Source organism: Nostoc sp. FACHB-888, from assembly GCF_014696655.1.
In the GTDB taxonomy this organism is placed as follows: Bacteria; Cyanobacteriota; Cyanobacteriia; order Cyanobacteriales; family Nostocaceae; genus Nostoc.
In genome coordinates this window covers 129600-144009 of record NZ_JACJQM010000004.1, presented here as the reverse complement: position 1 = coordinate 144009, position 14410 = coordinate 129600, and the positions used below count along the sequence as shown (strand labels likewise).

Here is a 14410-nt window from a genome sequence, read left to right as displayed (position 1 = left end):
CCACTTAGGTAGATATTTACTGCTTATGCTGGCGTAATTGCTCTACTATATAATCTTCCAGTTCTTGCCTTTCTCTCTTGCTGGCATTTCGTTGATAAGTTCTTCCTGTTTCTTGCATAAACTTGCGTTTATCGCTTGGAGAAGATTTGAGTTTACCTCCACTACCTTGCAGCTTTTGCTGTAATTCTTCCCAAGTTTTTTCGCCCACAGTTTCACCTAGTTTAAACAGTACCTTTGGTAGTAATATTCTTGCTTCTCTTTGAAAATCTTCTTCTGTCTCAAGTGAAGCTAAATCTATATTGCTGAAGTCGATATCGATTTGAAACTTATTCATGGAATTGTATTTGTTCTTTCAAAGATTATTATTACAATGAGAGTCTATGGAGATTACTTTCCAACCTTATTGTTGTCAGATTACGAGTATCAGAATCGAAATATATCAAATTAATTATCAGTCTGCAATTCACCAAAATCCTCAAAAGTACGATTTTTTATTTGTGCATCTTGGCCCAAATCATGGTTATATCTCAGATAATCATTGATTTTATCAATTTTTAAAGAATGATTTAAGACTTTTAGATCAAAAGGAATATACATCCAGTTAATGCAAGCTTAACCAAGTTACGAGTATTAAAAATGCTATCTTAAAGACAAGGTCATTTGCTCAATTTTTGAGGGAAAAACTATGACTACAACGCTCATAGAGGCTAATTCTATCGAGTCATTGCTAGGTAAAGAGGCTGAAGAACTGCTTACCTACAAAGCAAAAGTTCCTGCTGATTTACTACATTTGCCGGGGCCAGACTTTGTAGATCGCATCTGGCTCAACAGCGATCGCAATCCTCAAGTATTGCGTAATCTCCAATTACTCTATTCTACTGGTCGTCTGGCATATACTGGGTATCTGTCTATTCTACCGGTAGACCAAGGGATTGAACATTCGGCAGGTGCGTCTTTTGTGCCCAATCCGATTTACTTTGACCCAGAAAATATTATCAGATTATCGATCGCCGCAGGTTGCAACGCGGTTGCTACCACTTTGGGGACGTTAGGCATCGTTTCGCGCAAATATGCCCACAAAATTCCCTTTATTGCCAAAATAAATCACAACGAATTGCTGACTTTCCCCAATCAATTTGACCAGGTATTGTTTGCTGATGTGGAACAAGCTTGGAATTTAGGAGCCGTTGCCGTAGGTGCAACAATTTACTTTGGCTCAGAGCATTCTACTAGACAAATTCAGGAAATCAGCAAAGCTTTTAAACGCGCCCATGAACTGGGGATGGTCACAATTCTCTGGTGCTATCTGCGGAATAACGCTTTTAAACAAGATAAAGATTACCACCTTGCTGCTGACCTCACTGGACAGGCAAATCATTTGGGTGTAACGATTGAAGCCGACATTATCAAACAAAAGTTACCCGAAAGTAACAATGGTTATGGTGCAATTGCCAAAGCTACTGGTAAGAGTTACGGCAAAACAGATGAGCGAGTTTACACAGAATTGACAACTGACCACCCAATTGATTTAGCTCGTTACCAAGTGCTGAATTGCTACTCTGGGCGTGTAGGATTGATTAATTCTGGTGGCGCGACTAGTAAAAATGACTTCGCCGAAGCAGTTCGCACTGCTGTAATTAATAAACGGGCGGGTGGTTCGGGATTAATTTCTGGGCGAAAAACATTTCAACGTCCCTTTGAGGAAGGTGTGAAGCTATTTCATGCCATTCAGGATGTTTACTTATCGCCAGATGTGACAATAGCTTAGGGAGTGGGGTGATGAGGGTAATCATCCATTACCCTTACACTCTACCTCTAAAGGAGGCTTGGTCAGATTGATAGCTGTTTTTAATAGAAGGTCTTTCGTAGGGGCGTACAACTGCGCGCCTTTGGATTTTATAGACTAAGAGTGTAAATGTTTGCTAACTAGACCAGTTAAGAGAATTCTGAAGAGGCAAATCTTGGTAGAGATTCTGGGATATCCTTAGATAAGTGAAAGATTTGCCAAAAAAAGTAAGAATGAAGCTGGCAGCAAGAGTAAGTCAGGTAACACCTTCATTAACCTTAGCGATCGCAGCCAAGGCTAAGGGACTGAAGGCGGAAGGAATAGATGTTTGTAGTTTTAGCGCTGGAGAACCAGATTTTGATACCCCAGCGCATATTAAAGCCGCAGCAATCAAAGCTTTGGAAGAAGGCAAAACCAAATATGGTGCAGCAGCTGGAGAACCAAAGTTAAGGGAAGCGATCGCCCATAAGCTTAAAATTGATAACGGTCTTGATTACAAGTTAGAGAATGTCATCGTCACCAATGGCGGTAAGCATTCTTTGTACAACTTGATGGTGGCACTAATTGATCCAGGTGATGAGGTAATTATCCCTGCACCCTACTGGTTAAGTTATCCCGAAATGGTGACTTTGGTCGGTGGAGTCCCAGTAATTCTCCCCACAGATGCAACGACGGGTTATAAGGTTACTGCCGAACAACTCCGTAAAGCAATCACGCCCAAGACAAAGTTATTTATTCTCAACTCGCCATCTAATCCCACAGGGATGGTTTACACGCCAGATGAAATCAAAGCACTGGCGCAGGTAGTAGTAGATGCAGATATCTTTGTCGTCTCTGATGAGATTTACGAAAAGATTCTCTACGACGGTGCAGAACATATCAGCATCGGTTCTCTTGGAAAGGAAATTTTTGACCGCACTTTGATCAGTAATGGGTTTGCGAAGGCTTATTCTATGACTGGTTGGAGACTTGGTTATTTAGCGGGGCCTGTGGAAATCATTAAAGCCGCGAGTTCCATCCAAGGGCATAGTACATCTAACGTATGTACCTTTGCCCAATATGGTGCGATCGCGGCACTACAAAGTCCTCAAGATTGTGTCGAAGAAATGCGCCAAGCCTTCGCCAAACGTCGACAGGTAATGCTAGACAGACTCAATGCAATTCCCGGTTTGAGTACCGCAAAACCAGATGGCGCTTTTTATCTGTTCCCTGATATCAGCAAAACCGGTCTAAAATCCTTAGAATTTTGTGACGCTTTGCTAGAAAAACATCAAGTTGCAGTCATTCCCGGAATTGCTTTTGGCGCTGATGACAACATTCGCCTTTCCTACGCCACAGATATGGCGACGATTGAAAAGGGAATGGATAGATTAGAGAAATTTGTCAAGTCGCGTATTTAGTTGGTTGTCATTTGTCAGTTGTCATTTGTCATTTGTGAGGAGAATTTACCAACTCTCCAATTTCTTAACTCCACCTTTTCCACTGAGAAAGGGTGGAGTTCATTTTTAATATTGCCTAAAAAGGCATCTTTAGCTGAAGTAGCAACATTGTAGCCATTTGTGTCAACTTAACGTGAAACCCTTGTCAAAACGTGATACTGAGTTCATTTACTTACCGTTACTCACCGCGTTACCCCACCTAACCCTCCCCGTATGTATTGGCTACGGTGTACACACAAGTCTGAAGTTGTTCAAGAATCTAGGTTTTACCCCACCCTAACCACTGCTTGAATTCAATAAACGACTACCCGAATTCAATAAACGACCACCCGAATTCAATATATTTATTGCATAAATTCTCAAAACCTCACCCCAAACCTGATTTACTAAGGTTTTAGCTTTAGTTTTACCCCGCCCTAACTATCACTGCGATTAAGTAGGTAATCGCGGACATGATATAACTCCTGAATTCTGGCTTGGAAGTATTCTTATTCAAATCAACATACCAGCAATACAAGCGGTGATAAAACCCGCTAACAATCCGCCAATCATAGACCTTACACCCATGCGAGCTAAATCACGCTGGCGATTAGGCGCTATTCCAGTAATGCCGCCAATCGTCATTCCAATTGAACCTATATTGGCAAAATTGCATAAGGCGTAAGTCGCAATAATTATTGCGCGTTGGGAAATTTTATCACTTTCAATTAGTGCCTTCAAATCCAAAAAAGCAATAAACTCATTCAGAATTGTTTTTGTACCCAATAAAGCCCCAACTTGCCGACAATCAGCCCAAGGTACGCCCATCAGCCAAGCTACGGGAGCCATAACAAAAGATAAAATCCACTGTAATGACAGTTGCTGTAAACCCACAAATGTCCCCAACCATCCTAGCAGTGCATTCAGCGCAGCTAATAATCCTAAAAAGGCAATAATCATCACGCCGACGTTAACAGCTAACTTCACGCCATCAATTGCTCCCGTCGTAGCAGCATCAATTACGTTTACATAATTGGTTTCTACATCCACTTTTACCTTTCCAATTGTCTCTGATACTTCTGTTTCTGGATACAGCAATTTTGATACTACCAACGATGTGGGAGAAGTCATAAAGAAAGCAGCAATCAGGTGTTCTGTTGGTATCCCAAAGGAAAGATATGCCCCTAGAACTCCACCTGCAATTGTGGCAAAACCACCCGTCATCACGGCATGGAGTTCCGATTGCGTCATATTCGCTATGTAAGGTTTAACCATCAGCGCCGACTCTGTTGGCCCTAAAAAAATATTACCTGCACAGGATAAAGATTCAGAACCCGATGTTTTCATCGTCTTCATCATTACCCACGCCATTACATTTACCACTCGCTGTAAAATACCGTAGTAATATAAAACGCTGATGAAGGCAGAGAAAAAGATAATTGTCGGCAGCACTTGGAAGGCAAAGAAATGATCCTTAAAATTTTCTCCAAAGACGAATTTTGCACCAACATCAGAAAATGCTAAAAATTGGCTGACAATATCTCCCAGAGATTTAAACACATTCAAACCCCAAGGAGTTTTAAGAATTACTAGTGCAAATGCAAACTCCAATCCTAAACCCCAGGCCACTATTCGCCAACGCACCGCACGACGATTAACAGAGAAGGCGTAGGATATACCGATAAAAACTAAGATTCCCAACGCAGAAATGGCGCGTTCCATGTTTACTCCCGGAAGTGTATCGCAAAGGCACATGGTCAAAAAGCATACACAAAAATCCGCGTGTTTTTATGGTTTTATAGCCAATTAAGTAAGTATGAAAAAACTAAACTTAATTTTTCGTTACATACTTATAAATTTTTCCACACACCTAGTTACTTAGTTCACGTCCATTGCACAGGATTTAATTGATAGTAACGTTGCAATTGCTCATAAAGTGCCGGGTGCTTGGATAATAATTGGTGGGGCTTCTCAAAAAATGTCTCAGTCGCTACAGCAAAAAATTCTGCGGGATTTGTTGCACCATAGCTATCCATTACCGTCTTTACGCCTTGTAGAACATCATTACAAAGTTGCTGATATGCTTCTGTCATCACCTTTGCCCAAATAACATAGTCTGAGTTGCGTTGCAGTATAGGAACTCCTTCAGCCTTACCATCTTCTTGATCCAACTGATGGGCGAATTCATGAAGCACAACGTTATGTCCATCCTTCCAGTTATCAGTGTCTTGTTTTACCTGTTCCCAAGACAGTACTAATTGGTCATTTGTCCACGATTCGCCCAGTCTTGCCACACGCCTTTCTTCAACAACATATTTTCCGATGGAAGCCGTTTCCTGAACAAAATAAGCGTTGGGATACACCAGAATTGAACGAAGTTTGGGGAAGTATTGCCCCCGTTCATTTAATAAGAGTAAACAGGCAACAGCCGCAAGTGTCAGTTTCATTTCCTCTGTCACTTGTAATCCTCTACACCCAATAAATTGCTTTTCTGCTAAGAATACTTGAATATGTCCCTGAAGTCGTCTGATTTCATCGGGAGAAAGGCAGAGATAAATAGGAAGATTATTTTCAATAATGGCATTCCAAAGCGGGGGAAAAGGACGATGTTTGAGACGGTTTCTTCGCCTTTTAACTAGAATGGGATTGACTAAAATCCCAGTAATAAGTAGCCCAATGATCAGAAAGACAACTATTGTTTTAATCATTGACTTTTGAGAAATTTACATACTTTAGTCGCTGGTAATACCAAGAAGCCCACCCCCTCCCCGCTCTTCGAGAGCTTACTCTGATATATTTTTAAATCCTTAGTAGGTAGATGCGAGCATAATTTATAAAAACTATATTTACGGCACACATCACTACTATTGGATCAGAATTATGCAAGATTGAACTTTGTTGGCAAGACTTTTTTGAAGCCCTTGCTCAACTTTGGCAATCAGTTTATCAAAAGCCTCTTGATCTGCTGTCAGTTGTTCTTGAATAACTTTCTCCAACTCAGGCTTGATTTGCTCACACATATCCTCGATTTTTTTATCACTCAAAAAACTAGAACGAACCCAACTAGGTACATCCACATTCGTCTTGATTACTTCTTGAACACTCTTACGATTTAGCTCCATTCCTGCCGCCATAACCGAAGCCCCATATACTAGTGCAATAGGCCAGGTTAAATGTCCAGTTAGTATGAGAGTGATGATGCTAGCTACAGTGCCTCCACCAATTACTACATTGACAATAAAGCCCACTGTCTCAGCCAAAATAGCATCTCCAATTCGTAGCTCTGGGTTAACAAAGTTTGGGTCAATGCTATCCTGGAACCTCAAACTGCTTCTAGGTATCTGAAACTTCCGACAGATTGGATCGGTTTGTGCGGCTAAATCAGGTTGGATTTTATTGCTAAACCAATAAGCGCATTGATGATTAATTATCTGCACAGCGCGTTCGCTTTTGAGCCATTGTTCTGCACGACTGATTAAAGATGTTTCCAAATCGGCTAAAGTCCGTATTTTGTTTTTTTGCCAATCTTTTAAAGCTAGTTTAACTGCATTAACAATCAAGCCATCTGTTAAAGGCTTAGTTAATGATTCGATTAACTCCGGGATATGCCTCTTAATCAAATCTTTGAGCGTATTCGAGGTAAATAGTTTGTTGACTTCTTCCTTAAAAGCAGCAGCACGCAGATCCCATCGTCCTACTCGTGCTAAACCCAGTGCAATGCACCGTTCCGGTTCTGGATCAGGGCGAAGCAGGGTTTCTGGTTCGGGAAACATTTCCTGACAAAGCAAGTGGGTAAACTTCATGCGAGATGCACCACCAGTCATCAACAAAAGTTTCGGCACGATTCCAAGTGTTTCTAACTTTTCTTTCGCCTCGGTTAAAGAATCGCTAAACGATCGCACCCAACTATGATGCCCAAGTTCAGGTAAGGGCTGGTTTAAGATTTCCTCTATGATCAATTTATTCACTTGGGGAATAAAATAAATCTGTTCGTTGATTGACTCGAACCCACGCGCAAAGGATTCAGGATCGCTGTATAGCTGTTCATTAGAAAAGTAATCTTCTTTAGCTTTGCGACAAGCAAGTTCACAACGAGCTTGGTGATGGGGATATTCCTTAAATACTTTTTCGAGTAATGCTTTTTGCTCGTGGTTGGCGAGAGTTCGGGCAAAAATAGCTTTGTCAATTAGAGATGCACCTAAAGTATTACTCCCGAAATCTATCGGGATCTCTTCTAAGCTCTTAACCAGAGTAAAATCTGTGGTTGAAGAACCAATATCGACAATTAGCACCGATGCAACAAGTTTGTCATACTCCAGTTTCCCGGCTTCCTTGGCTTGCATGAAAGCAGCCCGCGATTCAGGTACAACATTTATTTGGGGAATGCCAGCTTCTTGAAGTAGCTTTTGGTATTCGGTGCGATCGCTAACTGACCATCCTGAAGGGCAACCAATGTAAAAATAGCTACTTTCCCCACCTTCAAGTTGTTTGCTTTCTTTCAAAAGGCGGTAGTAGGTTGCTACAAAAGTGCTAATTATTTCCCGGTACTTTGGATCGTTATTTGGTTTTTGCTTGAAAGAGATTGTCAGTTGGGTAACGCCAGCTTGAATTAAGGCTTGTTCGCCGACAAGATAACCGAGTTTAGGATGCCAACCAAGGGCTGTAATTTGGTTCTTCTTGTTGTTAATCTCCAGCATCTGCGGGGGGTCGATGCTTTCCACGATCGCTTTAGCTACAGCCGTTTCACCGTGCCCCAAATCAAAACCGATTGTTTCTAAAATTTCCATACCCTTATTGTCTATTATTCTCTAGCAGAGGAATATGCTGGCTCAATTACCCTACCGCGCCGAATCAAGCGATCGCCTTTCAACAAAGCCGGAGTTAGAGTTACATGATCTTTGGTATCGGGGTCGATACTTGGCTCAAAGTCAAAATACTCGCGATCGCTGTGCGGGTCATTTGGTCGGTAAGTTTGAGCGTTAATTCCCTGAGACATTAAAATTTGTGGTAGAAGTTTTGCAAGTTCATAAGCCATTTGGGGTTTATCAAGTTTTGATGCGCCCATCAGCCTTTGCAGAAAATTCAATAGCTCTGGCAGTTCTTCTATTGCTAAGTCGCCTTCATGTTTATTCCATTCTTCTACTCTAGCTACTGCTAGGTCGATAGTGTTGAGAGCATCGCCAAGATGATCTAAAAATACTTTGCTATCAATCCGAAGCATAGGTTTAGGTAATTCCAATAGCTCTGAAGACATAGAATTTTGCTGGCTCTTTAACTCAAGTTGAAGCACAACTTCTACCCCTAGAAGTATAGAAGTTAGTAAGATAGCCATCCATGCACCTGGGGTAGTTTTAGTTAAAGAGAACAACGAGCTTAAGATGCCTATATAAATTAGTCCTTTTAGCAGTTTTAGGATTAATCTGCTGGAAAAAACCTTTGTACTTGGGTTAGTAAATTGCGTTTGCTCTGTTGGAGCAATTTGAGAATAGTTAGCCGCAGCAAGAGTAGCAATGGACTGCCGCAGGGTATCTAGGAAAAAGGAAGCCAGACGAACTTGAGCCAAATTAAGCTTTTCAATGTAAATTCTTTCGAGATTATCAAGCCGATTCTGAACCAGCTTAACTATATCCTCAATGTTAGTTGTGTTATCAATATCTGTCTGGAGTTGGTTGCGTTCTTCGCTAAAAAGTGAGGTGATTGTTTTCATTGCGTTGACTAAAACTTTAACGTTACTAATAAAAGTTAAATGAGCAGACAACTGCTTATTTAAACCTGTAATCACATGATGACTGATGTAATTAATCTAAGTTGTGTAGTTCCAGTATTTTTTGGCTGGAAAATTGCGCTCAATGTTATCTAGAAATCTTGCATATAGTTGAGATCACACGTAGACTGCTGATGAGGCAGGTTCACCGAAGAAGCAGAAGGGAAGGGGGCAGGGAGCAGGGGGAACAAGCCCTTCCCCTTTGCGCGAAGTGGAGCGAAACATGGGTAAGAAGCCCCGTCATGAAGGGCGCAAGACTTGGGTGGAGTACAAGCTAAGCTCCTTCACAGTCTCTCCCCCTTGCTCCCTGCTCCCTGCTCCCCTGCCTCTTTTTACTGGAGCCTTTGAAGGCTACCTATTGTCTAACCATTGATTGCAAATTACACCCATTAAAAGGAGGAGCTGAATGTTTATCTGCGTCATTGCAGACTACGGTACAGGAGATCCGGCATTTACAGAAGTCACACAACGTCTGCTGATGGCTTCTCCCGATGCCCAAATTCATTTGCTTTCGGTTCCAGCATTCAGTACCTTGGCAACGGGATTCTGGATTGCCCAACTAGGACTTAACCCAGGCCCTAGCGATCGCCTAATTTATCATAACTGTGCGCCTCGTCAGGATGATCCTGAAGCCCGTCGAGACAATGAAGGTGAAGGACTAACTTATGCTCTTTTATCCAATGGTGTAAAAGTAGTGGGTGTAAATGCAGGCTACACCCTCTCCTTTATCAAAGACTATACAAAGGAGTTGCGAGTGGTTAACGTTTCTCGCGGTGGCTCGCAGTTTCGCTCACGGGATGTCTTTCCTCCGGCTGCGGCTGCCATTATGAATGAAGATTTTAGCCTTCTGGGAGATAGCCTCAAGAGCGAGCAAATCCCAGATGTTCCACCAGATCGAATTGCTTGGATTGATGGTTACGGCAACATCAAAACTACTATTGGGGCGCATACACTGAATTTAGAGCCTCAAAGCAAGATCGTGATTCGAATTGGAGATGTGGTGAGTGATGCAGTGTATTCTGATGGCAGCTTCAAGGTGTCTGAAGGGACTTTAGCCTTTGCTCCTGGTAGTTCCGGTTGGTCAAGAGGCGATTCAGGAGAACCATTGCGCTTTTTAGAGCTTTTTCTGCGAGGAGGGAGTGCTTGGGAACGCTTTGGCCGTCCCCGTGTGAATCAGCAAGTAACTCGAATTGCCTAAAATCGGGTAAAGGCAGGAGGCAGGAGGAAGAAAATATCTTTTTTGTCCTCTGCCACTTTCTTTGAGAGCAAGTAAATTTATTTATGTTCGCATAGCGTATCGTAGACAAGAAAGAATATGCTATGTATTTTTAGTCGAAAGTGCTACAAGAAATACTGCGTTCTTATTGAAACCTCTAAATTTACTAATGGGGTTTACCTTCTGCCTCCTGCCTCTTCATAACAATCCCCGATAACGAATAAAAACCAAAATCACCGCCCACGACCCCAACGCGACTTTGACTGCAACTAGAATATTCAGCAAGGGGACAATCCCCCCACTCAAAAGTGCGCCCATCTCTCCGTGCGGTAACTCAACTCCAGTCAGAGTTATAGCCGCCAGTACAATGAAAACAAGAACCGAAACTTTCTCCCATGTAGCGGCGTGGTAGCGCTGGTAAATCCCTTGCATCCACTCCGGTGAAGAGGTAATGGCAATCAACCCGATCGCAGTTCCACCTGCAACTCCAGCCGCAAAACCACCGCCAGGGCTGAGATGTCCCCGAATAGCTAGTTCGATACTTACCATCGCAGCAATAGTTGCTCCCAGACGCGCCAGCACGATGGATGGTTGATCGGTGAAACGATAGATCGCGCAGGACGGCTGTTCATTGGCTAGCAAAAAGTATGCACCCATAATTGCGATCGTAAATACTACTACCTCGAAGATCGTGTCATACAAACGATTCCTGAGAATGATAACTGTAACCGCATTGGGTATGCCACCATCTTTAACAATCGATTCAACGATCGAGAAATCCGGTACGACTGGCGCTGAATTCGGCAAGACGAGCATTTTTACAAACAGCGCTATCCCTGCTGCAATGTAGATCCATTTCATTTATGCTTCTCCCTTTCAGCTGGTGTACTTACATAACTCAGGATTGTCGCTGGTGATGCAAGTTCAGTTTGCATAATCTCATAGATGCGTTTCACCCTAATGGCGGTGTGATAAAACTGTTTTTCGTCCTCACTAGTTGCCTGGTCTTGTTCTCGTCTGACACAAGTTGCATGGACTTCTTTATCCATCAGTGCCCGTTCCAAAGCTTGGGTATTTGGGTAGGGAACAAGTTCTAGACGCATCTGGCGTTTACGAAAAATTGTGCGTAAGTCATCCATCAGTTGCCCAAAATGCTGTTCGTCATCTGCCTCGTCTTTGACCAAGCCAAGACGCATCACTAAGGATGAACGCACTGCCACCGCGTAAAGGGTAATTGCCAGCATAGTACCCACCAAGGCTTCGGTTAAAGCAACATCTGGCGCTCCCAAAACCGCATATACCATTGCCGACACAGCTCCTAATATGCCGCGAATTACTAGCGCATGGTATGGATTGACCTGAAATACCACCATACACCCAGCCAACGGCAACAGGGCGATGATGATATAGAGATAGCTATCATTCATAGTTACCCTCGCTACTAGAACAGTAAGCCAATACATACCCCAGCACTGTATTCCAGATGGCCAAGGAGATGAGAGCGAGGATGAGCAGCGGCCATTCGCTGGGAATCTTTAAGAGTAGCCCGATGATGATACTCATCGAGCCAAGGGTGTCTGCAACCGAAAGACTATGGAGTTTGAATAATAGCGATCGCTTGCCCAACAGAGGAAAGGTTCCCCAAAACCAGAAGAAAAGTCCTAAACCAATGCATATATAGCTGAAAAAGTCAATCATACTTGGTTCATTCGTTTGATAACATGAGCCAGCAACATTAAGCCAGCATTTCCCACACTTAGGATGATCACCCCGACAACACCAATCATCCAATCATCACGGAAGACGGATACCACCAGGATCATGATTGAACTTTTGGTGGCAAAACTGGCAAATGCGAGCATTTTTTGCCAAATATCATCATCTTGCCATGCCTCATACATGGGGATGAGCATTGCCAGAATCATGGCAATCAATACTAGATTCAGGATCATACTTTTCTCCTCCGTCGCACCCAATGTACTTCGTACCAGCCTGCTTCGTGGTATTTCAAAACAATGGTCTTTGGCGTAAAAGTAATTAGGAAGATATCTAGGAATACAAGCCCTGGTGTACGTCCTGGTTTAGCTCGTTCCATCGTTATATCTTCGTATTTATGCGGGCGGAGGATGATTTGAAATGCTTCAATATACGCCTGCGGAATCGCCACTACGATCTCACCCAACACACGCAGCCAATCTTTTAATGATTCCCTTGCTGTTTTACCACCCGGCAATAGAAGTGCGATGCTGATGCCAATGATGATATTCGCCACACTGAAATCGGCAGTGAGCAAAAACCAAATAGTCAGTCGCAATATTAGATTTAAATACCCAACCATGCAAATCCCTTCCAGAACAACAGGATTAAAATCAGACTCATGACACCGATCAAATGGTCAAATTGTTCAAGGACACGCGGCAGCTTGAGTACTGAATGTTTAAAAATTAGCAAATACGCCAACCATCCAATGCCGATGGTTGCGAGGGGTTTGATGATATTCTCAACGGTGTACGCCTCGTAATACGCAATATTAGCTAGGAACAGTCCACCGATCAACAGAATTATGGCTGCCCAAAAACCAGGCTTTACCTCCGCTTTTCCCCCACGCGGCAGAAATATGAATTTGGCAAAAGATATTGCTGTTCCGAGGGCTGCAACATTCATGGCGATCGCTTGCCAAGGCAGTAAATTCTTTGTCGTCAATACCTTCGCCCCAAAGCCGGATAACAAAGGAAAGCCGGATATTGAGAAGCTGGCTATAACCAAGGCAATCCAAACTGGGGTAGCGATCGCTTGATGTTGTAGTTCCTTGAAATTGCGACTCGGTAAAGCCCCGGCAATTAGAAAAAGCGCCGATTTAACCAGTCCGTGCGTCAGCGCATAAAAACCACCCACAGAGGGCGCAGCGAGGATAAAGCCCAACTGCGAAACCGTGTGAAACGCTAGCATCCGCTTGGTATCTTTTTCAAAGACTGCATAGAACACTCCCAAAAGCGCCGTCCCAACTCCGAAAATTCTTACTATTGGGTCAATCTCTTCCACCATCAGCGCACACCGCACTAATGGATAGACACCAGCTTTTACCACAACTCCCGACAGCATCGCCGACACTGGCGTTTCCGATTCGGAGTGAGTCAACGGCAACCATAATCCTGATACAAAAATTCCTCCTTTTGTCAAGAGTCCCAAAAAAATCAGGGCAAGCGCTTCTGGAGGTGCTACCCGCAAACCTTCAAAACTAAAGGAATGATGCGCCTGATAGACCAACACCGCGCCAACCAGATAAAAAAGCATTGCCACGTTGCTGATAAACAGATAGCGTAAGCCAACCCAAATCGAGCGGTCAGTTCGGGGATAGGCAATCAACAGAAACGCAGCAATACCACTCACCTCTAACGCCACGTATAAACTGATCAAATCCGAACAGACAAACGCGGCATTGATACTGCCATGCAAAATGATCAGTTGCGCGTAAAAAAAAGCTGTTTTATCGTGCCAACAGTAGAGGATGACTGCTGCCGTCACCAGCGCATTAGTTAATATAAAGTAGCCGCTTAATTGATCGATTGTTAAAATAACGCCAAAATTATCTAGTAACTGTAGTGTTAGTGGCGACTGAGTGACAAATAGCTGCAACGCATATCCTGCTGATGCAAAAGCCATACACAGAGCGAGATATTTGTCAACTTTTGGGAGCAAATAAATGACAAACCCCAAAAAAAATGGTAGTGCAGTCCATGCGATCGTAATGCTATTCATGGCGTGTTATTCTTCTCGATTTCGTTGCTTTCCAAAGTCGGATTATCTCGTGCCAACTTCATAACGCCGACCAGCATTAACGCCTGAATCGAAAATCCGATCACAATCGCCGTCAATATAACCGCCTGGGGAACCGGATCGGCGTATTTAATATTTTTGACGTTGGAAATAATTGGTGTGAATAAGCCATCTCGTGATGCAATCAGCACATAATAGGCGATAACCCCGGTACTCATGACATCCATAGAGATGATCTTCATAACGAGGTTCTTTTTAAGGATGATGCCGAAAAATCCGCAAAATATTGTTGCGAATATGCACGCTTCTAACACGGAAATTGCCTTTTGGGTATAGAGTTAAAGGTAAAAGAGAAAATATAATTCGTTTCTTTTACCTTCTTATGTTTAAAAGTAGTGCTATAAAACTAGCTAAGGCGGCATGGCAAAAATAACTATCCAGTTTAAAAA

At 42.9% G+C, this 14410-nt stretch carries 15 protein-coding genes; 3 read left to right on the top strand and 12 right to left on the bottom strand.

Annotated elements, in window-relative coordinates:
• Nucleotides 1-16 precede the first annotated feature (16 nt).
• Nucleotides 17-334 carry a hypothetical protein gene (locus tag H6G26_RS04415; protein WP_190728094.1) on the bottom strand — a complete coding sequence of 106 codons (318 nt, stop codon included), beginning with the start codon at nt 332-334 and terminating at the stop codon, nt 17-19.
• Nucleotides 335-685: 351 nt separating this feature from the next.
• On the opposite strand from H6G26_RS04415, the gene H6G26_RS04410 reads away from it, so the two are divergent.
• Both H6G26_RS04410 and H6G26_RS04405 read left to right on the top strand, forming a co-directional pair.
• Entirely contained in the window at nt 686-1768 is a 1083-nt protein-coding gene (locus tag H6G26_RS04410) for a class I fructose-bisphosphate aldolase (protein WP_190728093.1), read from the top strand.
• Between the two features lie 251 nt (nt 1769-2019).
• Complete coding sequence (locus tag H6G26_RS04405; RefSeq protein WP_190728092.1) at nt 2020-3186, top strand: pyridoxal phosphate-dependent aminotransferase; 1167 nt, start codon at nt 2020-2022, stop codon at nt 3184-3186.
• A 531-nt stretch (nt 3187-3717) separates the two neighbouring features.
• On the opposite strand, the gene H6G26_RS04400 is transcribed toward H6G26_RS04405, so the two are convergent.
• From H6G26_RS04400 to H6G26_RS04385, 4 genes are all read right to left on the bottom strand, one after another.
• Nucleotides 3718-4926, bottom strand: coding sequence for a NupC/NupG family nucleoside CNT transporter (locus H6G26_RS04400; RefSeq protein WP_190728091.1), 1209 nt, complete (start codon nt 4924-4926; stop codon nt 3718-3720).
• Between the two features lie 161 nt (nt 4927-5087).
• Nucleotides 5088-5912 carry a M90 family metallopeptidase gene (locus H6G26_RS04395; RefSeq protein ID WP_190728090.1) on the bottom strand — a complete coding sequence of 275 codons (825 nt, stop codon included), beginning with the start codon at nt 5910-5912 and terminating at the stop codon, nt 5088-5090.
• Nucleotides 5913-6068: 156 nt separating this feature from the next.
• Nucleotides 6069-7991: a plasmid segregation protein ParM domain-containing protein gene (locus H6G26_RS04390; protein ID WP_190728089.1), complete on the bottom strand. Its 1923-nt coding sequence runs from the start codon at nt 7989-7991 to the stop codon at nt 6069-6071.
• 14 nt (nt 7992-8005) lie between these two features.
• Nucleotides 8006-8911 (bottom strand): hypothetical protein, encoded by a 906-nt coding sequence (locus tag H6G26_RS04385; protein WP_190728088.1) that lies wholly within the window; start codon nt 8909-8911, stop codon nt 8006-8008.
• A gap of 463 nt (nt 8912-9374) precedes the next feature.
• Here H6G26_RS04385 and H6G26_RS04380 point away from each other — a divergent pair, with 463 nt between their 5' ends.
• Nucleotides 9375-10166: an SAM-dependent chlorinase/fluorinase gene (locus H6G26_RS04380; protein ID WP_190728087.1), complete on the top strand. Its 792-nt coding sequence runs from the start codon at nt 9375-9377 to the stop codon at nt 10164-10166.
• 216 nt (nt 10167-10382) lie between these two features.
• Here H6G26_RS04380 and H6G26_RS04375 read toward each other — a convergent pair whose 3' ends face one another.
• From H6G26_RS04375 to H6G26_RS04345, 7 genes are read right to left on the bottom strand one after another with little or no spacing between them, the layout of a single operon-like run.
• Nucleotides 10383-11045: a Na(+)/H(+) antiporter subunit B gene (locus H6G26_RS04375; protein ID WP_190728086.1), complete on the bottom strand. Its 663-nt coding sequence runs from the start codon at nt 11043-11045 to the stop codon at nt 10383-10385.
• Entirely contained in the window at nt 11042-11611 is a 570-nt protein-coding gene (locus H6G26_RS04370; RefSeq protein ID WP_190728085.1) for a DUF4040 domain-containing protein, read from the bottom strand. The genes H6G26_RS04375 and H6G26_RS04370 overlap by 4 nt, the downstream gene beginning before the upstream one ends.
• Nucleotides 11604-11882 (bottom strand): monovalent cation/H(+) antiporter subunit G, encoded by a 279-nt coding sequence (locus tag H6G26_RS04365; RefSeq protein ID WP_185585622.1) that lies wholly within the window; start codon nt 11880-11882, stop codon nt 11604-11606. Before H6G26_RS04365 ends, H6G26_RS04370 begins: the two co-directional genes overlap by 8 nt.
• Nucleotides 11879-12136, bottom strand: coding sequence for a hypothetical protein (locus tag H6G26_RS04360; RefSeq protein WP_190728084.1), 258 nt, complete (start codon nt 12134-12136; stop codon nt 11879-11881). The genes H6G26_RS04365 and H6G26_RS04360 overlap by 4 nt, the downstream gene beginning before the upstream one ends.
• Nucleotides 12133-12522 carry a Na+/H+ antiporter subunit E gene (locus tag H6G26_RS04355; protein WP_190728083.1) on the bottom strand — a complete coding sequence of 130 codons (390 nt, stop codon included), beginning with the start codon at nt 12520-12522 and terminating at the stop codon, nt 12133-12135. The genes H6G26_RS04360 and H6G26_RS04355 overlap by 4 nt, the downstream gene beginning before the upstream one ends.
• Nucleotides 12507-13943: a cation:proton antiporter gene (locus H6G26_RS04350; protein ID WP_190728082.1), complete on the bottom strand. Its 1437-nt coding sequence runs from the start codon at nt 13941-13943 to the stop codon at nt 12507-12509. The genes H6G26_RS04355 and H6G26_RS04350 overlap by 16 nt, the downstream gene beginning before the upstream one ends.
• Entirely contained in the window at nt 13940-14275 is a 336-nt protein-coding gene (locus H6G26_RS04345) for a cation:proton antiporter subunit C (RefSeq protein ID WP_190728081.1), read from the bottom strand. The genes H6G26_RS04350 and H6G26_RS04345 overlap by 4 nt, the downstream gene beginning before the upstream one ends.
• Nucleotides 14276-14410 lie beyond the last annotated feature (135 nt).

Bases quoted from the DNA above. Each gene is read 5' to 3' on its own strand.
- H6G26_RS04415 (WP_190728094.1), bottom strand. From the start codon at position 334: ATGAATAAGTTTCAAATCGATATCGACTTCAGCAATATAGATTTAGCT.
- H6G26_RS04410 (WP_190728093.1), top strand. From the start codon at position 686: ATGACTACAACGCTCATAGAGGCTAATTCTATCGAGTCATTGCTAGGT.
- H6G26_RS04405 (WP_190728092.1), top strand. From the start codon at position 2,020: ATGAAGCTGGCAGCAAGAGTAAGTCAGGTAACACCTTCATTAACCTTA.
- H6G26_RS04400 (WP_190728091.1), bottom strand. From the start codon at position 4,926: ATGGAACGCGCCATTTCTGCGTTGGGAATCTTAGTTTTTATCGGTATA.
- H6G26_RS04395 (WP_190728090.1), bottom strand. From the start codon at position 5,912: ATGATTAAAACAATAGTTGTCTTTCTGATCATTGGGCTACTTATTACT.
- H6G26_RS04390 (WP_190728089.1), bottom strand. From the start codon at position 7,991: ATGGAAATTTTAGAAACAATCGGTTTTGATTTGGGGCACGGTGAAACG.
- H6G26_RS04385 (WP_190728088.1), bottom strand. From the start codon at position 8,911: ATGAAAACAATCACCTCACTTTTTAGCGAAGAACGCAACCAACTCCAG.
- H6G26_RS04380 (WP_190728087.1), top strand. From the start codon at position 9,375: ATGTTTATCTGCGTCATTGCAGACTACGGTACAGGAGATCCGGCATTT.
- H6G26_RS04375 (WP_190728086.1), bottom strand. From the start codon at position 11,045: ATGAAATGGATCTACATTGCAGCAGGGATAGCGCTGTTTGTAAAAATG.
- H6G26_RS04370 (WP_190728085.1), bottom strand. From the start codon at position 11,611: ATGAATGATAGCTATCTCTATATCATCATCGCCCTGTTGCCGTTGGCT.
- H6G26_RS04365 (WP_185585622.1), bottom strand. From the start codon at position 11,882: ATGATTGACTTTTTCAGCTATATATGCATTGGTTTAGGACTTTTCTTC.
- H6G26_RS04360 (WP_190728084.1), bottom strand. From the start codon at position 12,136: ATGATCCTGAATCTAGTATTGATTGCCATGATTCTGGCAATGCTCATC.
- H6G26_RS04355 (WP_190728083.1), bottom strand. From the start codon at position 12,522: ATGGTTGGGTATTTAAATCTAATATTGCGACTGACTATTTGGTTTTTG.
- H6G26_RS04350 (WP_190728082.1), bottom strand. From the start codon at position 13,943: ATGAATAGCATTACGATCGCATGGACTGCACTACCATTTTTTTTGGGG.